The organism is Methylobacterium mesophilicum (assembly GCF_036441335.1).
GTDB lineage: Bacteria > Pseudomonadota > Alphaproteobacteria > Rhizobiales > Beijerinckiaceae > Methylobacterium > Methylobacterium mesophilicum_B.
This window is the reverse complement of sequence record NZ_MLBW01000034.1, coordinates 1168414-1188073: the sequence shown is the minus strand read 5'-3', so window position 1 is coordinate 1188073 and position 19660 is coordinate 1168414. Positions and strand designations below refer to the sequence as shown.

Annotated in this window: 17 protein-coding genes and 2 pseudogenes; 3 read left to right on the top strand and 16 right to left on the bottom strand. The window is 71.2% G+C overall.

From position 1 onward, the window contains the following. Positions 1 to 70: 70 nt before the first annotated feature. Both MMR14E_RS26350 and MMR14E_RS26345 read left to right on the top strand, forming a co-directional pair. A pseudogene (locus tag MMR14E_RS26350) lies at positions 71 to 496 on the top strand (protein-disulfide reductase DsbD domain-containing protein); the annotation flags it as partial. A 238-nt stretch (positions 497 to 734) separates the two neighbouring features. After that, entirely contained in the window at positions 735 to 1187 is a 453-nt protein-coding gene (locus MMR14E_RS26345) for a thioredoxin family protein (protein ID WP_331318357.1), read from the top strand. 177 nt (positions 1188 to 1364) lie between these two features. Here the strand turns inward: MMR14E_RS26345 and phoB are convergent, their stop codons facing one another. From phoB to pstS, 6 genes are all read right to left on the bottom strand, one after another. Beyond that, positions 1365 to 2060 (bottom strand): phosphate regulon transcriptional regulator PhoB, encoded by a 696-nt coding sequence (gene phoB, locus MMR14E_RS26340; protein ID WP_012319307.1) that lies wholly within the window; start codon positions 2058 to 2060, stop codon positions 1365 to 1367. Positions 2061 to 2190: 130 nt separating this feature from the next. Further along, entirely contained in the window at positions 2191 to 2910 is a 720-nt protein-coding gene (gene phoU, locus MMR14E_RS26335) for a phosphate signaling complex protein PhoU (protein ID WP_192708539.1), read from the bottom strand. Between the two features lie 109 nt (positions 2911 to 3019). Next, entirely contained in the window at positions 3020 to 3835 is an 816-nt protein-coding gene (pstB, locus tag MMR14E_RS26330; RefSeq protein ID WP_012319309.1) for a phosphate ABC transporter ATP-binding protein PstB, read from the bottom strand. A 22-nt stretch (positions 3836 to 3857) separates the two neighbouring features. Next, positions 3858 to 4748: a phosphate ABC transporter permease PstA gene (gene pstA, locus MMR14E_RS26325; RefSeq protein WP_331318354.1), complete on the bottom strand. Its 891-nt coding sequence runs from the start codon at positions 4746 to 4748 to the stop codon at positions 3858 to 3860. 12 nt (positions 4749 to 4760) lie between these two features. Next, positions 4761 to 5738 carry a phosphate ABC transporter permease subunit PstC gene (gene pstC, locus MMR14E_RS26320; RefSeq protein ID WP_331318353.1) on the bottom strand — a complete coding sequence of 326 codons (978 nt, stop codon included), beginning with the start codon at positions 5736 to 5738 and terminating at the stop codon, positions 4761 to 4763. Positions 5739 to 5823: 85 nt separating this feature from the next. Further along, positions 5824 to 6864: a phosphate ABC transporter substrate-binding protein PstS gene (gene pstS, locus MMR14E_RS26315; RefSeq protein ID WP_331318351.1), complete on the bottom strand. Its 1041-nt coding sequence runs from the start codon at positions 6862 to 6864 to the stop codon at positions 5824 to 5826. A 256-nt stretch (positions 6865 to 7120) separates the two neighbouring features. Between pstS and MMR14E_RS26310 the strand changes: the two genes are divergently transcribed. After that, the gene (locus MMR14E_RS26310) at positions 7121 to 7366 is read left to right on the top strand and encodes a hypothetical protein (protein WP_331318349.1); all 246 of its coding nucleotides are present in this window, start codon (positions 7121 to 7123) and stop codon (positions 7364 to 7366) included. Positions 7367 to 7382: 16 nt separating this feature from the next. Here the strand turns inward: MMR14E_RS26310 and MMR14E_RS26305 are convergent, their stop codons facing one another. The 10 genes and pseudogenes from MMR14E_RS26305 to murC all read right to left on the bottom strand — a co-directional run bounded on the left by MMR14E_RS26305 (position 7383) and on the right by murC (position 19639). Then, the gene (locus tag MMR14E_RS26305) at positions 7383 to 7583 is read right to left on the bottom strand and encodes a hypothetical protein (protein WP_024830024.1); all 201 of its coding nucleotides are present in this window, start codon (positions 7581 to 7583) and stop codon (positions 7383 to 7385) included. 115 nt (positions 7584 to 7698) lie between these two features. Then, entirely contained in the window at positions 7699 to 9372 is a 1674-nt protein-coding gene (gene recN / locus MMR14E_RS26300; protein WP_331318346.1) for a DNA repair protein RecN, read from the bottom strand. Positions 9373 to 9555: 183 nt separating this feature from the next. After that, positions 9556 to 10437, bottom strand: a complete 882-nt coding sequence (locus MMR14E_RS26295) for an outer membrane protein assembly factor BamD (protein ID WP_331318345.1) — start codon at positions 10435 to 10437, stop codon at positions 9556 to 9558. A gap of 190 nt (positions 10438 to 10627) precedes the next feature. Further along, positions 10628 to 11575 (bottom strand): UDP-3-O-acyl-N-acetylglucosamine deacetylase, encoded by a 948-nt coding sequence (gene lpxC, locus MMR14E_RS26290; protein WP_331318343.1) that lies wholly within the window; start codon positions 11573 to 11575, stop codon positions 10628 to 10630. A 436-nt stretch (positions 11576 to 12011) separates the two neighbouring features. Continuing rightward, positions 12012 to 13689, bottom strand: a pseudogene (gene ftsZ, locus MMR14E_RS26285) (cell division protein FtsZ). 89 nt (positions 13690 to 13778) lie between these two features. Then, positions 13779 to 15101 carry a cell division protein FtsA gene (gene ftsA / locus MMR14E_RS26280; protein ID WP_012319319.1) on the bottom strand — a complete coding sequence of 441 codons (1323 nt, stop codon included), beginning with the start codon at positions 15099 to 15101 and terminating at the stop codon, positions 13779 to 13781. Positions 15102 to 15153: 52 nt separating this feature from the next. Continuing rightward, complete coding sequence (locus MMR14E_RS26275; RefSeq protein ID WP_331318341.1) at positions 15154 to 16107, bottom strand: cell division protein FtsQ/DivIB; 954 nt, start codon at positions 16105 to 16107, stop codon at positions 15154 to 15156. Further along, entirely contained in the window at positions 16074 to 16997 is a 924-nt protein-coding gene (locus tag MMR14E_RS26270) for a D-alanine--D-alanine ligase (protein WP_020094130.1), read from the bottom strand. The genes MMR14E_RS26275 and MMR14E_RS26270 overlap by 34 nt, the downstream gene beginning before the upstream one ends. Positions 16998 to 17106: 109 nt before the next feature. Then, positions 17107 to 18033 carry a UDP-N-acetylmuramate dehydrogenase gene (gene murB / locus MMR14E_RS26265; protein WP_331318339.1) on the bottom strand — a complete coding sequence of 309 codons (927 nt, stop codon included), beginning with the start codon at positions 18031 to 18033 and terminating at the stop codon, positions 17107 to 17109. Positions 18034 to 18232: 199 nt separating this feature from the next. Beyond that, positions 18233 to 19639: a UDP-N-acetylmuramate--L-alanine ligase gene (gene murC, locus MMR14E_RS26260; protein ID WP_331318337.1), complete on the bottom strand. Its 1407-nt coding sequence runs from the start codon at positions 19637 to 19639 to the stop codon at positions 18233 to 18235. Positions 19640 to 19660 lie beyond the last annotated feature (21 nt).

Below are 19660 nucleotides of genomic sequence, written 5' to 3'. Positions count from 1 at the left end.
CGGGAACGCCCGCGCCGGGCCCGAGACACCGCGCGTGAAACCGCGGCAGCCCCGCCCGCGAAGGGACAGCATGATCCGCCGCCTCGCCATCCTGATCCTGGCCCTCGCCGCGAGCCTGTCGGCCGCCGCGGCGCAGGGGTTCCCGCAGGGGTTCCCGCAGGGTTTCCGCACGCCCGCGGACCTCGTGCGGGCGAGCCTCGTGGCCGAGCCCGCCGCGGTCGCCGGCGCGCAGCCCTTCACGCTGGCGGTGCGGATGCAGATCAAGCCCGGCTGGCACGTCTACTGGCGCAACCCGGGCGATTCCGGCCTGCCGCCGGAGGTGACCTGGACCCTGCCGGCCGGCTTCAACGCCGGCGCGATCCGGTGGCCGGCGCCGGAGCGCATCCCGATCGCGACGCTCATGAACTACGGCTACGAGGGCGAGGTGACGCTCCTCGTCCCGGTGACGCCGCCGCCGAGCCTCGACCCGGCCGACCCGGTGCAGGTCCAGGCCAAGCTGACCTACCTCGTCTGCGAGACCGAGTGCGTCCCCGGCTCGGCCGATCTCGCCCTGACCCTGCCGGTCGGCGAGGCCGCGCCGGACCCGGCCAACGCCGCGCTGTTCGCGCGCGCCCGCGCCGCCCTGCCCGTGCCGGCGCTCTGGCCCCTGCGCCTGTCGAGCCAGGGCGACACCCTGCGCCTCGATTTCGCCGCGACCGGCCATCCCCTGGTGGGCGGTTTACCATCCAGCGAGGGTGACGCATGGCGAAGGTGCAGCCCTCGCCGTCACCCTGCCCCGGGACCGCGCCGCGCCGGCCGCGCAGGCCGCCGCCGACGGCGTCGAGCCGTTCACGCAGGCGCGGCTCGACGCCCTGGTCGACGCGCACCGCCCCGTCTTCGTCGACATGACCGCCGCGTGGTGCATCACCTGCGCGGTCAACGAGGCGACCTCGCTCAACACCAAGGCCGTGCGGGCCGCGATGGCCGAGCGCGGCGTGACCTACATGAAGGGCGACTGGACCAACCAGAACCCCGAGATCACCCGCCTCCTGGAGAAGCACGGCCGCAGCGGCGTCCCGCTCTACCTGCTCTACACCGGGACGGGGGAGCCCCGGGTGCTGCCGCAGATCCTGACCGAGGGGACGGTCCTGGCGGCGCTGGAGGCGGTGCCGGCGGCCTCGGGCCGGAGCGCGGCGCTGGCGCGCTGAGTCCCTGAGGGGGGGACGCTAAATAGCGGCGCGCCCGTCACACCGTCGTCGCGAGCGCAGCGAAGCGATCCGGCAGCGCCACGCGCGCCGGCGTCCCGCCGCCCTGGGTCGCTTCGCTCCGCCCGCGATGACGGCACGCCGGAGCGGTGAGGCGCTCCGACAGCCCGCGAGGCCGCCTCAGGCCTCGAGCGAGAAGGTCTCGTCGAAGGCGTAGCCCGAGCCCCGGACCGTGCGGATCGGGTCGGCCTGGCGCGGGCCATTCAGCGCCTTGCGCAGCCGCCCGACATGGACGTCGACGGTGCGCTCGTCGATGTAGACGTCGTGGCCCCAGACCCCGTCCAGCAGCTGCTCGCGGGAGAAGACCCGGCCCGGCGCCAGCATCAGGAACTCGAGGAGCCGGAACTCCGTGGGGCCGAGATGCAGCTCCTCGCCGCCGCGGCGGACGCGGTGGCCGGTGCGGTCGAGCTCCAGGTCGCCCGCCGCCAGCCGGTCCGAGACGTGGGCGGGCTTGGCCCGGCGCAGCAGCGCGCGGATCCGGGCGAGCAGCTCCGGGACCGAGAACGGCTTGACGATGTAGTCGTCGGCCCCCGTGCCGAGACCGCGGACGCGGTCGCCCTCCTCGCCCCGGGCGGTGAGCATGATCACCGGCAGCCGCTCGGTCTCCCGGCGCGCCCGGATCCGGCGGCACAGCTCGATCCCCGAGAGGCCCGGCAGCATCCAGTCGAGCAGGACGAGGTCCGGGATCCGCTCCGCCAGGAGCAGCTCGGCGTCGTCGCCGCGCGCCGCGGAATCCACCAGGAAGCCCTCGGCCTCCAGGTTGTAGCGCAGCAGCGTGGTCAGCGCCTCCTCGTCCTCGACGATCAGGACTTGCATGCTCACGTTCGACGACTCGTTCTACCGGCGGTCCCGCGGATGGTGCAGGAGGCGCCGCCCGGCCTCAACCTGCACGGATACCGGCCCCGGCCGCGCCCACAGGGAGGCGCGGGAGCCGGGATCGGGGGGCTCAGGGCGCCTGGACGCCGTCCACCGTCGCGTAGTTCGACGCGTCGTTCTTCGGCCGGTCGCCCGCCAGGGTCTCGCCCGTGGCGAGGTAGTGGATCGTCTCGGCGATGTTGGTGGTGTGGTCGCCGATGCGCTCGACGTTCTTGGCGCAGAACAGCAGATGCGTGCAGAACGAGATGTTGCGCGGATCCTCCATCATGTAGGTCAGGAGCTCGCGGAACAGGGAATTGTACAGGGCGTCGATCTCGCCGTCGCGCTCCCAGACGTCGTGGGCCGCCTGGACGTCGCGGCTCGCGTAGGCGTCGAGCACGTCCTTGAGCTGGCCCTCGGCGAGGTCGCTCATGTGGCGCACGCCGAGCACGATCTTCTGGGCCGGCGCCTGGTCGGAGATCGCCACCACGCGCTTGGCGACGTTCTTGGCGAGGTCGCCGATCCGCTCGAGGTCGCCGGAGACGCGGATCGCCGAGATGGTCTCGCGCAGGTCGATCGCCAGGGGCTGGCGCCGGGCGATCAGCAGCACGGCGCGCTCCTCGATGTCCCGCTGCAGCGCGTCGAGGCGCTTGTCGGCGAGGATCACCGCCTGGGCGAGCGTGTCGTCCCGGCGGACGAGGGCGTCGGTCGCCTCCGCGGTCATCTTCTCGGCGACGCCGCCCATCTCCGAGATCGAGCGACGCAGGTTCTCCAGGTCGGTGTCGTAGGAGGTGACGATATGGCCGGGCATGGCGGATCCTTCGATGGGGTCCCGGGGACGGCCCTCCGGGCGGCTTGCGGGACCCGCCGGCGCGCCGGAGACGCGCGCGGCGGCCCCGGCACCGGAGCGGCCCGGCAGACTAGCCGAAGCGGCCGGTGATGTAGTCCTGCGTGCGGCGTTCCGTCGGGTTCATGAACATCCGGTTGGTCGGACCGAACTCGACGAGCTGCCCCAGATACATGAAGGCGGTGAACTGCGAGATGCGCGCCGCCTGCTGCATGTTGTGGGTGACGATCACGATGGTGAACTCGTCGCGCAGCTGCTCGATCAGCTCCTCGATCCGGCCCGTGGAGATCGGGTCGAGGGCCGAGGTCGGCTCGTCGAACAGGATCACCTCCGGGCGCTGCGCCACCGTCCGGGCGATGCACAGGCGCTGCTGCTGGCCGCCCGACAGGCCGGTCCCCGGCTGCCGGAGCTTGTCCTTCACCTCGTCCCAGAGGGCGGCCTTGCGCAGGGATTCCTCGATCCGGCCGTCGAGCTCGGATTTCGGCAGCTTCTCGTAGAGGCGCAGGCCGAAGGCCACGTTGTCGTAGATCGACATCGGGAACGGCGTCGGCTTCTGGAACACCATGCCGATGCGCGAGCGCAGCTCGTTCAGGTCGACGGACGGGCTGAGGATGTTCTCGCCGTCGAGCAGGATCTCGCCCTCCGCGCGCTGCTCCGGATAGAGGCTGTAGATCCGGTTGAAGCAGCGCAGCAGGGTGGACTTGCCGCAGCCGGACGGCCCGATCAGCGCCGTCACCTGCCGGTCGTGGAAGTTGAGGTTGACGTCCTTCAGACCGTGGAAGCTGCCGTAGTAGAAGTTCAGGTCCTTGACGGCGATCCGCACGGGGCCGCCCTCTTCGGCGCGGTTGCGGTTCAGCTCGACCGTGGGGATCGCGGAGGCGGCGTTCATCGTCGTGTCCTCGAAAGGGGGCTCAGCGCGAGGCCTGCGGCTTGATCACGAGGCGCGCGATGATCGACAGCGCCAGGATGGTGGTGGTGATCAGGAGCGCGCCCGCCCAGGCGAGGCCCTGCCAGTTCGGGTAGGGCGAGAGGGCGAACTGGTAGATCATCACCGGCAGGTTCGCGACGCCGCCCATCAGGTTGGCCGAGAACCACGAATTGTTGTTGAGCGCGGTGAACAGCAGCGGCGCGGTCTCGCCGGCGATGCGGGCGAGCGCCAGGATGATGCCGGTGACGATGCCGGCCGAGGCCGCCCGCCAAGTCACGCTCATGATCACCGTCGAGGGGGGCGCGCCGAGCGCCGCGCCGGCCTCCCGCAGGGTGCCGGGCACGAGGCGCAGCATGTCCTCGGTGGTGCGCACGATCACCGGCACGGCGATGATCGCCAGCGCCACGCCGCCGGCCCAGCCCGAGTAGGTGCCCATCGGCCGCACCATCAGCGTGTAGACGAACAGGCCGATGAGGATCGACGGCGCCGAGAGCAGGACGTCGTTGAGGAAGCGGATCAGGGCGGCCAGCTTCGAGCCGCGCCCGTACTCGGCCAGGAAGGTCCCGGCCATGACGCCGACCGGCGTCGCGATCAGGATGCCGATCCCGGTCAGAATGAGGCTGCCCAGGATGGCGTTGGCGATGCCGCCGCCCTCGGAGCCGGGGCCCGGGGTCGGGTTGGTGAACAGGGTCGGCGTGAAGCCGCGCACGCCCTGGACGATCAGCATCACCAGGATCGAACCGAGGACCAGGGCGCCCACCACCGTCGCGGCGGTGCAGGCGACGCGCAGGGTCCGGTCGGCGACGCGGCGTCCCTGTCGGACGCGGCCGGGGCGGCGCTGGGCGGGCGCGGCGATCGTGCTGGAGGAAACCATCGCGCGTGCTCCTCAGGCGGCCTGGACGCGGCGCGTCAGCAGCCGGGCGATGATGAGCACCACGAAGGTGATCACGAACAGGATGCAGCCGAGCGCCATCAGCGCGTTCAGCTGGAGGCCGTCCGCCTCGTTGAACTCGTTGGCGATCCGCGACGCGATGGTCGAGCTCGGGTCGAAGATCGAGGCCGAGAGGCGGTTGGCGTTGCCGACCACGAAGGTCACCGCCATCGTCTCGCCGAGCGCCCGGCCGAGGCCGAGCATGATCGCGCCGATGATCGAGACCGCCGCCTGCGGAACGAGGACGTGGCGCACGACCTCCCAGGTGGTGCAGCCGATGCCGTAGGCGCTCTCGCGCAGCACGGTCGGGATCTGGTCGAGCATGTCCCGGGCGATCGAGGCGATGAACGGCACGATCATGATCGCCAGGATGATCCCGGCCGTGAACACGCCGACGCCCGACGGCACCCGGGCGTAGAACAGCGTGCCGACGATCGGCATGCCCTCCACGAGGTTCGAGACCGGGATCTGGATGTAGCGCGCGAGGAGCGGCGCGAACACGAACAGGCCCCACATGCCGTAGATGATGCTCGGCACGGCGGCGAGCAGCTCGATCGTCATGGCGACCGGCTTGCGGGCCCAGCCCGGGCAGAGCTGGGTGAGGTACACCGCGATGCCCAGCGAGACGGGCACGCCGATCAGCAGGGCCAGGAAGGCGGAGGCGACGGTCCCGATCACCGCGACCAGGGCGCCGTACTGCTCGGTCCCGACGTTCCAGGCGCTGGAGGTCAGGAAGCCGAAGCCGAACTCGCGGAAGGCGGGCCAGCCGCCGTACAGGATCGAGCCGAGGATGCCGGCGAGCACGAGCAGCACCAGCAGGGCCGCGGCGTACGAGCAGGTCCGGAACAGCGTGTCGAGGCTCCGGCTCGGCGCCTTCCGCGCGGTCGCGGAACGGGTTCGGCCGAGGGCGATCGATTCGGTCAAAGCGGGCATCCGCGGTTCTCTGCGAAGGGGGGCGTGGTAGCGCGGTGCGTTCCCGGAAGCGAGGGAGGAGGTTCTCACCTCCTCCCGGCCACGCTCACATGTTGAGGACAGGCTTGCCGTCCTTGCCCTTCACGTCTTTCCACTCCTGGTGGATCAGCTCGACGACGTTGTCCGGCAGGGGGACGTAGTCGAGGGCGGTGGCGAGCGTGTCGCCGTTCTTGTAGGCCCAGTCGAAGAACTTGAGCACCGCGGCGGACTTGGCCGGGTCGGCGGCGTCCTTGTGGACCAGGATGAAGGTCGCCGCCGTGATCGGCCACGCCTCCTCGCCCGGCTGGTTGGTCAGCGAGATGCCGAAGCCCGGGGTCGCCTTCCAGTCGGCGCTCGCCGCCGCGGCCTGGAACGCCTTGTCGTCGGGCTGCGGGTATTTGCCGGCCTTGTTCTGCAGCAGGGCGTAGGAGAGCTTGTTCTGCTTGGCGTAGGCCGACTCGACGTAGCCGATCGCGTTCGGAACCTGCTTCACGGTGGCGGTCACGCCCTCGTTGCCCTTGCCGCCCTGACCGACCGGCCAGGAGATCGTCGTGGCCGCGCCGTACTCCTTCTTCCAGGGCTCGGAGACCTGCGACAGGTAGGTGGTGAAGATGTTGGTCGTGCCCGACGCGTCGGAGCGGTAGACCGGGGTGATGTTGGCGTCGGGGAGCTTCAGCCCGTCATTGAGCTTGGCGATGCGCGGGTCGCTCCACTTCGCGATCTTGCCGGCGTAGATGTCGGCCAGCACGTCGCCGGTGAGCTTGAGCTTGCCCGGCTCGATCCCCGGGATGTTCACCACCGGCACGACGCCGCCCATCACGGTCGGGAACTGGACGAGGCCGTCCTTCGTCAGCTGCTCGGGCTTCAGGGGCGCGTCGGTGGCACCGAAATCGACCGTCTTGGCCTGGATCTGCTTGATGCCGCCGCCGGAGCCGATCGACTGGTAGTTGAGGCCCGAGCCGGTCTCCTTGCGGTAGGCCTCGGCCCACTTGGAGTAGACCGGGAAGGGGAAGGTGGCTCCGGCGCCGGTGATATCGGCGGCGAGCGCCGCGGACGCCAGCTGAACCGTCGCGAGGCCGACGGCGAGCGCGTAAGCGAAGGGTCTCAAAGGAATCTCCGTTGCCGTCGGGCTAGAGCCTGCGCTGCTCCGCCGGCGAGCCCGTGCCCGCGGCAGAGCTCTGCGGCCGATCTTCCGAAGAGACCCAGCGCCGGCCGCCCGATGGCCGGGCGGTTACGACAAGTAGATGACACCGGGATGACACGTCGCACGACAGCGCGGCCGGCCCGGGCGCGGCACGGTTCCGGGCTCTCGCGCGTTCCTCTCCGCCAGGAGCAGCAGTGCGTAGCAGAAGGACGCGCGAATCGTGGGCGGCGACGAGGTGGATGCGGCGACGGAATCCGATCCGGCCTGGCTGGCCCTGCACGCCGAGCGGGAAGCCGTGGAGCGGGCGCTCGCGCTGGCGCAGGCCCGGCAGAAATTCAGCCCCGACCCGGACGCGGCCGCGGCGGCCCGCGTCGAGGAGGCGGAGCTGCTGGTGAGCCTCGACCGCGTGCTGACGCTGATTCGCGCGGCCGAGTATCGCCGGCGGCCGGGCGCGCGCCGCTGGTAGCGGCGGCGCTGCCGGGTCAGACCGCCCGGCGCAGCTCCCGCTCCTTCTGGCGCAGGCGCAGGAGCAGCTCGACATGCGTGTCGGTGATCGGCTGCGTGTCGACGCTGCCCTCATAGACCGTGCGGAGCGTGAGGCCGAGCTGGCGGGTGTCGACCGCCCGCTTCAGGGGCTGTCCCGCAGGCAGAGACCCATCGGACTCGACGACTGACGGCTTCATGGCTCCTCCCGCCCTTCGACCGCCCAAGCCTGCCGCGGTACCGGGATGGAAGCACTCTCGCGAGGAATGGTTAACGGATCGTTACCTTCAACCAACGGTTAAGGTTGTCGCCCGCTCACGCGTCGGCGCCCTGGAGGAGCCGCGCCGCGGCCGCCCGGGCCTCGTCGGTGACGGTGGCGCCCGCCAGCATCCGGGCGATCTCCTCCCGTCGCTCGGCGACCGGCAGGCTCGCCACCCGCGTGGCGACGCGGCCGGCCCCCTTCACGGGCGCCTTAGCGATCAGGAAATGCGTCTCGGCCCGGGCGGCGACCTGGGGCGCGTGCGTCACCGCGACCACCTGCACGGTCGCGGCGAGCCGGGCGAGGCGCATCCCGATGGCGTCCGCCACCGCGCCGCCCACGCCGGTGTCGATCTCGTCGAAGATGAGCGTCGGGGCCGAGCCCTTGTCGGCCAGCACCACCTTCAGCGCCAGCATGAAGCGCGACAGCTCGCCGCCGGAGGCGACCTTCATCATCGGGCCGGGCTTCGTCCCGGGATTGGTCTGGGCCCAGAACTCGACCCGGTCGGTGCCGGCGGGATCGCGGGATTCGGGATCGGTGGCGATCTCGGTGATGAAGCGCGCCCGCTCCAGCTTGAGCGGCGGCAGCTCGGCCTTGACGGCGGCGTCGAGCTGCTTGGCCGCCCGGCGCCGCCCGGCGCTGAGCTTCTCGGCCGCCTCCGCGTAGGTGGCCTCGGCCGTCGCGAGCGCCTGCTCCAGCCCGGCCAGAGCCGCCTCGCCGGCATCGATCGCCGCGACATCGCCCGCGTAGCGCTCCGCCAGGGCCGCGAGATCGTCGGCCGGAACGTCGTACTTGCGGGACGCGGCGCGCAGCGCGAAGAGCCGCTCCTCGACGCGCTCCAGGTCGCGGGGGTCGAACTCGGTCTCGGCCACGGCCGCCTCGAGGACTGCGCGGGCTTCGTCGAGGGCGACCATCGCGGCGTCGAGGGCGTTCACGCACGGGTCCACCAGGGCCGGCAGCTGCGCGGCGCGCCGCTCCAGCTTGCGCAGGGCGGCCGACAGGTGCGGCACGCCGGAATGGGGACCGCCGACGGCCTCGAGCGCCTCGTTGAGCTCGCGCGCGACCTTCTCGGATTGCTGCATGATCGTGCGGCGCTCGGCGAGCTGGGCCTCCTCGCCCGGCAGCGGCGCCAGGGTCGCGAGCTCCTCCACGGCGTGGCGGAGGAAGTCGGACTCCTTGCGGGCCGCCTCCACGCGGGCGCGGTGCTCGGCGAGCGCGGTGCGGGCCGTCCGCACGGTCCGCGACGCGGCGGCGACCTTGGTGAGCTGGGTCTGGAGCCCCCCGAAGGCGTCGAGGATCGCCCGGTGCGAGGCGGGATCGGCCAGGGCCCGGTCGTCGTGCTGGCCGTGGATCTCCACGAGGGCCGCGCCGATCGCCCGCAGGACCTGCACGCCCACCGGCTGGTCGTTGACGAAGGCCCGCGTCCGGCCGTCCGCCATCTGGGTCCGGCGCAGGATCAGGTCGCCCTCGGTGTCGATCTCGGCCTCGGCCGCGATCCGGCGCGCCGGATGATCGGGGGGCAGATCGAACACGGCCGTGACCGCGCCCTGCGCCTCGCCGTGGCGGACCAGACGGCCGTCGCCGCGGCCGCCGAGCGCCAGGGCGAAGGCGTCGAGAAGGATCGATTTGCCCGCGCCCGTCTCGCCGGTCAGGACGCTGAGTCCCGATCGGAAATTCAGTTCGAGCCTGTCGATCAGGACGATGTCGCGGATCGCGAGCTGCGCCAGCATGCGGCGACGGGGATTCCTCAGGATGGGACCGCAGACATAAGGCCGCTGCGGCGCGGATTCACCCCAAAAATGCGTCGCACCGCTCAGGCGGTGTGCCGCAACGGGCGCCGCAACGGGAAAGGCCCGAAGCGGCGGCTCCGGGCCTCGACGATTCTCGGGACGGCCCGAAGCGGGCCTCGACGCCTACTCCGCCGAGGCGGTCTTGCCTGTCACCGTGCGGTAGATCTTCGAGAGGAACGAGGTCTTCTCCTCGCGGGGCTCGAGGCCACCCTGCGCCAGCAGGGCGTGGGCGTCCTTGTACCACGGGCTTTCCGGGAAGTTGTGGCCGAGCACCGCGGCGGCGTTCTGCGCCTCCTGGGTGATGCCGAGCGCCCAGTAGGCCTCGGTCAGGCGCTCGAGGGCCTCCTCGGCGTGCCGGGTGGTCTGATACTTGGCGACCACGTCGCGGAAGCGGTTGATCGCCGCCGGAAAATTGCGCTTCTCGAGGTAGAAGCGGCCGATCTCCATCTCCTTGCCGGCGAGCTGATCGCGGGTGATCTGGATCTTGGCCTTCGCGTCCGCGGCGTATTCCGACGTCGGGTACTTCTGGACCAGTTCCTGCAGGGCGACGAGCGCCTTCTCGGAGCGTTCCTGATCGCGGGTGACGTCCGGGATCTGCTTATAGTTCGACATCGCCATCAGGTACTGCGCGTAGGCGGCGTCCTTGCTGGCCGGGTGGCGCTGCAAGTAGCGCTTCGAGGCACTGATCGCGTCGTCGTACTTCTGGCCCTCGTAATTGGCGTAGGCCGTCATCAGCAGCGCCTTCCGGGACCATTCGGAATACTGGTACTGCTTGTCCAGACTGTCGAATTTCTTGACCGCGCCCTCGTAGTCGCTGTCCTCGAGCTTCGCCAGACCGTCGCTGTACAGCTTGTCGGCCGGAACGTCCGGCACGACCTCGGGCTTGTACTTCTCGGCGAAGATGCTGGTCGGGTCGAAATCGCAGCCGCCGAGGCCCAGGCCGAGGACGGCCACGAAGGGCATCGCGAAGGCCGCTGCCCGGCGATGACGAATGGTGACAGGCATCTGGCGCTCTTTCCCGGAACCGGCGCCGTCTCGCGCCGTCATGCCATCGCGTGGGTGGATCCGGCCCGCCCCGGGCCGTGCCCGCCGTTCACGGACCGTTAAACCCTGCCGTTCGATTCGGGCACGAAAGCGGCAAGGCTGCGGCGGCCAGGATCGGTTGCGGGCTGTGTCCCGCCAGTCACAGGGGGGGCTAGAGGTCGCCCGCGAAGGCGGCGATGCCGAGGCCGACGCCGAGTTCGGACAGCACGGTCTCGCGGCGCGAGCCCTGCGCCTCCACGATGGCGTAGTTCGCCCGGTCGGCGAAGAGGGCGGACAGCACGCCGACATTCATCCGGTGGCCGCCGCAATAGGAGCGGTAGGCACCCTGGATCGGCAGACCGGCCAGGGCGAGGTCGCCGATGGCGTCGAGGATCTTGTGGCGGACGAACTCGTCCTGGAAGCGCAGGCCCTCGGGATTGACCACCGCGGTCTCGCCGACCGCCACGGTGTTCTCCAGGGAAGCGCCCAGGGCGAAGCCGGCCTTCCAGTAGCGCTCCACGTCCCGCATCATCCCGAAGGTGCGGGCGCCGGCGATCTCGCGGCGGTAGGTGGCGGGCGACAGGTCCATCGCCCTGCGGGAGCGGCCGATCACCGGGCTCTCGAAATCGATCTCGACGTCGAGGCGGAAACCGCGGTCGATCGGGCGCAGCTCCGCGAAGGATGTCCCGGCCTCGATGCGGACGTGGCGGAGGATCTTGAGCCAGCGGCGCGGCGTGTCGCAGGCGGCGATCCCGATCTGGTCGATCGCCTGGACGAAGGGGAGCGCGGACCCGTCGAGGATCGGCATCTCCGGGCCGTCGATCTCGACCAGAGCGTTGTCGACGCCCAGGCCGTACAGGGCGGACATCAGGTGCTCGACGGTGGCGACGGCGCCGGTCTCGACGTCACCCAGGACAGTGCAGAGTTCGGTGGCGGAGACGAGGGCGTGATGCGCCTTGATCAGGCGGTCGTTGCCGTGGGTGGTACCGGTGCGGAGGAAGGCGATGCCGTGATTGGCCGGAGCGGGTCGGATCGTGATCTCGGCGGGGTTGCCGGAGTGAACTCCGATCCCCGAGAGAGTCGCCGGCCCTTTGAGGGTCGTCTGTTTATGCGTTCGCATTCCTTAGCCCCCGGGCGCGACCAGATCCCGACACCCCGACGGGAGTGAGGAGAAACTGACTGATCCGTCCGCTGCTTGATGCCCTAGCCCACGCGATCAGGTTGTGTCCTGCTGCGTGTCGTCTCGATCACATGGTTTCTATAGCTGCGCCGCACAGGGCAGCCAAATCACGGATTCTTACGGTCTGTTACAGACACGCTTAGCGCTTCGTCACCGCAAAGCGCTGCTCCACCAAAGGCTTAAAGGTTGGTTAATACGTGACTAACCCGCGGCCGTTCTGTGGCGCGGATGCACCATGCGCACAGGCTCGCGCGCGTCGGCGCACCGTCTCGGCGAGCCTTATTCCCGGCCGCGACAACCATGAGTTGCTTTGCTGCAGCGCGAAGGGGCCGGCGGTTTCCCGCCAGCCCCGGGCCGTGTCGGAGACCTGAACCGGTCAGTTCGCCTGACGGCGGAGGAAGGCCGGGATCTCGAGCTGATCGTCGTCCATCATCCGCGACTGCGGGGCGACCCGGCCCTGCCCGTCGAGGTTGCCCTGGGCCGGGCGGTACTGCGGGACCGCGGGCGCGGCCGGAGCGCGCGGGGCCGGCGGCACGTGGGGCTGCGCCATGTGGGGCTGCGCCATGTGGTGCTGGGCCATGTGCGGCTGGGCCATGTGCGGCTGGGCCATGTGCGGCTGGGCCATATGCGGCTGCGGGGCCGCGGGCGAGGCCGGCCGAGCTGCCGGGGCGCCGTCCATGTCCTCGCGGCGTCCGCCGAAGCCCACCGTCGCGAGCCGGCGCAGCAGCGAGGTCCGCTTGGATTCCGGAGCGGCCTCCTCCGCAGCGCGGTTCGCCATGATCTGCGTCTGGGCGATCGGCGGCAGCTCGTGGATCTGCGGCATGCGCGGGGCGCGGGCGAGCGGCGTGCCCGTCGGGGCGGCCGGACGCGGCGGCACGAACGGACCGGCCTCGACGGCGGGCGCCGCCTCGACGCGCTGCGGTGCGGGGGCCGGGGATCGGCGCCGGGGCGACCGACTCGGTGCGGATGCTCGGCACCGGGGAGGCGGCGCGCGAGCGGGCCTCGGCGCGCAGGCGCTCGGCAACCTCGGCGATGCGCTGCTCGGTCTCGGCGATGGCCGGGTTGTTGGGCGAGTTCGCCGAGATCAGGGCCGGCTCGATGCCGGTGGCGACCACCGACACGCGGATGATGCCGTCCAGGCTCTCGTCGAAGGTGGCGCCCAGAATGATGTTGGCGTCCTGATCGACCTCCTCGCGGATGCGGGTCGCGGCCTCGTCGAGCTCGTACAGGGTCAGGTCGGAGCCGCCCGTGATCGAGATCAGCAGGCCGCGGGCGCCCTTCATCGAGACGTCGTCGAGGAGCGGGTTGGCGATGGCGGCCTCGGCGGCGCGGTTGGCGCGCTTCTCGCCGGACGCCTCGCCGGTGCCCATCATGGCCTTGCCCATGCCGCGCATGATCGCCCGGACGTCGGCGAAGTCGAGGTTGATGAGGCCCTCCTTCACCATCAGGTCGGTGATGCAGGCGACGCCCGAGTAGAGCACCTGGTCGGCCATCGCGAAGGCGTCCGCGAAGGTGGTCTTCTCGTTGGCGACCCGGAACAGGTTCTGGTTCGGGATCACGATCAGGGTGTCGACCGCGGCCTGAAGCTCCTGGATGCCGGACTCGGCGGTCCGCATGCGGCGCATGCCCTCGAACTGGAACGGCTTGGTCACGACGCCGACTGTCAGGATGCCCATGTCGCGGGCCGCGCGGGCGATGACCGGCGCGGCGCCGGTGCCGGTGCCGCCGCCCATGCCGGCGGTGATGAAGCACATGTGGGCGCCGGAGAGCTGGTCGCGGATCTCGTCGATCACCTCGTCGGCGGCGGCCGAGCCGACCTCCGGGTGCGAGCCGGCGCCGAGGCCCTGGGTGACGCCCAGGCCCATCTGGATCACCCGCTCGGCCTTCGACGAGGTGAGCGCCTGCGCGTCGGTGTTGGCGACGACGAACTCGCAGCCCAGCAGGCCCGACTCGATCATGTTGTTGACGGCGTTGCCGCCGGCGCCACCGACGCCGAAGACGGTGATGCGGGGCTTGAGTTCCCGGATGTCCGGCGCCTGGAGGGTGATGGCCATGGTGTCGAGCCTCTCGCTAACTGTGCTGTCCGTGCGACGCCTGGGCGCCGGATTCCCTTCGATCCCCCCCGAGCGGGCGGGCGTGAAACCTAGAAGCTGTCCCGGAGCCAGCGGCCGACCCGGTTCAGGTAGTTGTCGGTCCCGGTCGCCGCGAAGGCGCCGTGTCCGCGCGGCTCGAAATGCTCGGCATGGGCCACCTGCGGGTAGACGAGCAGGCCGACCGCCGCCGAGAAGGCCGGCCCCTTGGCGGCTTCCGGCAGGCCCCGGATGCCGAGGGGCCGACCGATCCGCACCTGACCCTGGAGGACGCGGCGGGCGACCTCGGGCAGACCGACGAGCTGGCTGGCGCCGCCGGTGAGGACGACGCGGCGCCCGGCCTGGGCGGCGAAGCCCGCGTCCCGCAGGCGGTCGCGGACCAGCTCGACCACCTCCTCGACGCGCGGCTTGATGATCCGCACGAGCTGTGAGCGCGGGATGTGGGCCGGCGCCTCGCCCTCGTCCTCGCCGACGCCGTGGACGGCGATCATGTCGCGGTCGTCGGAGGGGGTGGAGAGGGCCGAGCCGTAGAGGGTCTTCAGCCGCTCGGCCGCCGCCATGCGGGTCGAGAGGCCGCGGGCGATGTCCATGGTGACGTGGTGGCCACCGACCGCCAGGGCGTCCACGTGGACGAGGTGGCCGCCGGAGAACACGCCGACGCTGGTCGTGCCGCCGCCCATGTCGACGACGCAGACCCCCATCTCGGCCTCGTCGTCGACCAGCGCCGAGAGGCCGGCCGCGTAGGGCGTGGCGATCACCGCCTCGACGCCGAGGTGGCAGTGCTCGACCGCCAGCATGACGTTGCGGGCGGCCGCGAGCTCGCTGGTGACGACGTGCAGGTCGACGCTGAGCGCCTCGCCGATCATGCCCGACGGGTCGATGACGGCGCCCTGCCCGTCCAGGGCGTAGCCGGTGGGCAGCGCGTGCAGCACGGCCCGGCCGGGGCTGACGCCGTGGGCGCTGGCGGTCTCGAGCACCCGCTCGACATCGCTGCCCGTGACGGTGCCCGAGCGGACATTCACCCGCGCCTGGAAATGCTGCGAGGCGAGCCGACCGCCCGACATGTTGACGATGACCGACTGGACCTCGACCTTGGCCATCCGCTCGGCGGCGTGCACCGCCTGCCGGATCGCGCTCTCGGCCGCGGCGAGATCGACGATGGCGCCGCCCTTGAGGCCCAGGGAGCGCTGGTGGCCGATGCCGATGATGCGCGCGAGGTGCGTGCGGCCGCGGAGCGTCGTGAGCGCCTCGGCGGGTTGCAGCTCGGCGATGAGGCAGACCACCTTGCTCGTGCCGATGTCGAGCACCGAGAGGGTGGTCGAGCGCCGGGCGGAGAGCGGCTTCAAGCGCGGCGTGAGGCCGTGTTGGCTGTGCATTGACGCTACCGGGCGCGGGATGCGGGACGGGCGGAGATCGTGGTCGAGGTCATCAGCTGGCCGCGCCCTTCTTCTTCGCCTTCTGGGCTTCCGCGCGGGCGGCGGCGGCCTCCTCGGTCAGGCGCACCACCAGGCGGTCCGGCATGCGCAGGTCCACCGCGATGATGTCCTTCTCGAGCAGGCCGGCCTCGCGCTCGAACCGCACGAGGCGGGCGAGCGCCGCGGCCGGATCGAGCTCGGGCAGGCGCACGTCGATGCCGTCGAACTTGAGGGTCCAGCGCCGGCCGGACACGTAGGTGCCGGCCTTGATCCGCTCGGCGAGGGGCCCGGCGGCGGCGATGAGCGCGAGGTATTCCGGAAGCTTGGTGTTGGCGTCCTCGCCGACCACCAGGGGCAGGCTGGCGTAACGGTCGTCGCGCATCGCGTCGATGACGGTGCCGTCGGCGGCGATCACGCTGATCTCGCCGTTCCTCTGCCAGAGGGCCGCGGGCTCGCGCTCCACCTGGGTGATGGCGATCTCGTTGGGATAGATCTTCCGGACCGAGGCCTGCGCGATGAGCGGCACGCGGAGCAGCCGCTCGCGCACGTCGTTGACGTCGAGGAAGGGAACCGAGGAGCGCCAGTCGATCCCGGCGGCCGCCAGGACCTCGCGTTCGTACATGCGGGAGATGCCCGAGATCGTGACGCGCTCGACGCCGAAGCCGGCGACGCGCGCGGCGATGTCGAGGGGGCGGCCCTGCTCGGCCACGAAGGCGTCGTAGCGGCCGCTCGCCACGAAACCGGCGAGCGCCACGGCGGCGGCCGAGACGGAGACCGCCACGATTCCGGCGCCGCGGGGCAGGCGCTCGCTCAGGCGCTGACTCGGGCGGGCCCGACGAACCGAGAGCGACCGGGACGTGGCGCGGCCGGCGAGCCGGCCCAGGACCGCGCCGACGAGGCGCGCGGGACCGCTCCGGCCGGCGGCGTCGCCGCTCAGCGATTCAGGGAAGCGTCCTCCACCATCCATCGGACGAGCTCACCGAAACTCAGGCCCGCGTGGGCCGCCATCTCCGGCACAAGGCTCGTCTGGGTCATGCCGGGTTGCGTGTTGACCTCCAGCACCACGAGCAGACCGGTTCCACCCGGTGTGTCGTCGTAGCGAAGGTCGGCACGGCTGACGCCCCGACAGCCCAGTGCTTGATGCGCCGTTAACGACAGTTCTTGGACACGCTGGTAAACATTTGGTTTAAGTTCGGCCGGGAGCACGTGAACCGAGCCCCCGGGGGCGTACTTGGCGTCGTAATCGTACCAATCCCCCGTGGCGGCCTTCACCTCGATCACCCCGAGGGCCTTGTCGCCCATCACGCCGCAGGTGAGTTCGCGGCCAGCAATGTAAGGTTCCGCAAGGACTTGCTCGCCGAACGTCCACTCCTCCGAGGCGAGGATCTGGGGCGGGTGCGAGCGGCCGTCGCGCACGATGATCACACCCACCGATGAGCCTTCGGCGATCGGTTTCACGACGTAGGGTGGCGGCAGCGGGTGTGTCCTGGCGGCCTCACGACGGTTAACGATCCGGCCCTCGGGCACGTCGACGCCGGCGGCGCGCATGACGGTCTTGGCCCGCTCCTTGTTCATGGCGAGCGCCGAGGCGAGGACGCCGGAATGGGTGTAGGGGATCTTCAGGATCTCCAGCAGGCCCTGGATGGTGCCGTCCTCGCCGTCCGGCCCGTGGAGCGCGTTGAAGGCCACGTCCGGCCGGAGCGCCGTCAGGACGGCCGCGATGTCGGGGCCGACATCGACCCGGGTCACCCGGTAGCCCTCGCCTTCGAGCGCGTCGGCGCAGGCCTTGCCGGAACTGAGGGAGACCTCGCGCTCGGCGGAGGTGCCGCCCAGCAGGACGGCGACGTGCTTGGACATCAGGGCACCTCGAATAGGTCGGCTTCAATCAGGATCTGAACGTGCGAACGGCCGCGGTGACGACCGAGCACCGTGTCTCGGCCGCGTCGGCGCGTCCCGAACATCGCTCTCACATCGTGCCGGCGGGCCGGCCGATGCGCCGGATCTCCCAGCGCAGCTCGACCCCGCTGGTTTCCCGGACGCGGCGGCGGACCTCCTCGCCGAGCCCCTCGATGTCGGCCGCGGTCGCAGTTCCGGTATTGATCAGGAAGTTGCAGTGCATCTCGCTGACCTGGGCGCCGCCCCGCCTCAGCCCGCGGCAGCCGGCGGCGTCGACGAGCTGCCACGCCTTGCCGCCGTCCGGGTTGGCGAAGGTCGAGCCGCCGGTCCGCTCGCGGATCGGCTGCGCGGCCTCGCGGGCGGCCGTGACCCGCTCCATCTCGGCCTCGATGGCGACGCGGTCGCCGGGCCGGCCGCGGAAGAGGGCGCGCGTGAAGATCACGTCCTCGGGCGCGTCCGCGTGCCGGTAGGAGAACCCCATGGCGGCGTGGCTGAAGGTGCGCGACGCGCCCGTCCGGTCGACCCCGCGGGCTTCCACCAGCACGTCGGTGGTCTCGCCGCCATGCGCGCCCGCGTTCATGCGCAGCGCGCCGCCGATCGAGCCCGGGATGCCGCGGTAGAAGGCGAGCCCGTCGAGCCCGGCCTCGGCCGCCGCCTTGGCGAGGCGCATGTCCGGGACCGCGGTGCCGACGGTCAGGGTGTCGCCGTCGATCGCGACGCTGCCGAAGGCCTTGCCGCCGAGGCGCACGACCACGCCCGGCACGCCGCCGTCCCGAACGATCAGGTTCGAGCCGAGCCCGATCACCGTGACCGGCACGTCCGGATCGAGGGATGCGAGGAGGCGGGCGAGATCCTCCTCGTCGGCCGGGGTGAACAGCACCTCGGCCGGTCCGCCGACCCGGAACCAAGTGAGGTCGGCGAGCGGCTGGTCGGCGAGCAGGCGCCCGCGGAGGTCGGGCGCGGCGGCCCGGATGCGATCGTGCAGAGAGGCGGTCATCTGTGTGTCTCCCCTCGCCCCGCCCGCGGGGAGAGGGATGCGGCGATCCTGGTGTCGTCGCATCGGGGTGGCAGCGGGCGCTGCGAGGCCGGGGTCCGGAGAGTCACCGCCGGGTTCATCCTCAGAGCGCAGCCCGCAGTGGACGGTCGACGGTGCCGACGACCCGAGAGGCCTCCCGGGGCGGGCTGACGCACCGCGCCTACCGTCCCCGCGCGGCGAGTTCGTCCGGGAGGGCGTAGGCCCACTGGGTGATCGTGCCGGCGCCGAGGCAGACCACGTAGTCGCCGGATTTGGCGAGCTCCGCGATGATCCCGGCGAGTTCCTCCGGCCGCTCCAGGGCCCGGGCGTCGCGGTGACCGCGGGAGCGCAGGCCGGCCACGAGGCTGTCGCGGTCGAAGCCCTCGATCGGCTGCTCGCCGGCCGCGTAGACCGGCGCCACGATGACCGTGTCGGCATCGTTGAAGCAGGTGCAGAAATCGTCGAACAGCGATTGCAGCCGGGTGTAGCGGTGCGGCTGCACCACGGCGATCACCCCGTGCTCGGTCGAGGCGCGGGCGGCCTTGAGCACCGCCTTGATCTCCACCGGATGGTGTCCGTAATCGTCGAAGATCGTCGCGCCGTTCCACTCGCCGGTGCGGGTGAACCGCCGCTTCACGCCGCCGAACCCGGCGAGCGCCTGGCGGATCGCGTCCGGCTTCACGCCGAGCTCGTGCGCGACGGCGAGCGCCGCGGTGGCGTTGAGCGCGTTGTGCTTGCCGGGCATCGGCAGGACGAGATCCTCCATCTCCATCCGGTAGCCGGGCCGACGGTCGCGGATCATCACCCGGAAGCGGCTCTGGCCGCCGCGCAGGTCCACGTCGATCAGGCGCACGTCGGCCTGCGGATTCTCGCCGTAGGTGATGATCCGCCGGTCCTCGATGTGGCCGACGAGGTCCTGCACCACCGGGTGGTCGATGCACATCACCGCGAAGCCGTAGAACGGAATGTTGTCGATGAAGCGCCGGAACGCGTCCTTGATCGCGTCGAACGAGCCGAAATGGTCGAGGTGCTCGGGGTCGATGTTGGTGACGATCGCCACGTCCGCCGGCAGCTTCAGGAAGGTGCCGTCCGACTCGTCGGCCTCGACCACCATCCACTCGCCGGCACCCATGCGGGCGTTGGTCCCGTAGGCGTTGATGATGCCGCCGTTGATCACGGTCGGGTCGAGGTTGCCGGCGTCGAGCAGGGTGGCGACGAGCGACGTGGTCGTGGTCTTCCCGTGCGTGCCGGCGATCGCCACGCAGGACTTGAAGCGCATCAGCTCGGCCAGCATCTCGGCCCGGCGCACCACCGGCAGACGCCGCTCGCGGGCGGCCTGCAGCTCGGGGTTGTCGCGGCGGATCGCGGTCGAGACGACGACGAGGGCCGCCTCCTCGACGTTCTTGGCATCGTGGCCCACGAAGGTGCGCATGCCCTTCTCGGCGAGACGGCGGACGTTGGCGTTGTCGGAGGCGTCCGAGCCCTGCACCGTGTAGCCGAGATTGTGCATGACCTCGGCGATGCCGGACATGCCGATGCCGCCGATGCCGATGAAGTGGATGGGGCCGAGCTTGTCGGGCAGCTTCATGGGTCGAACCGTCTGGTGGCG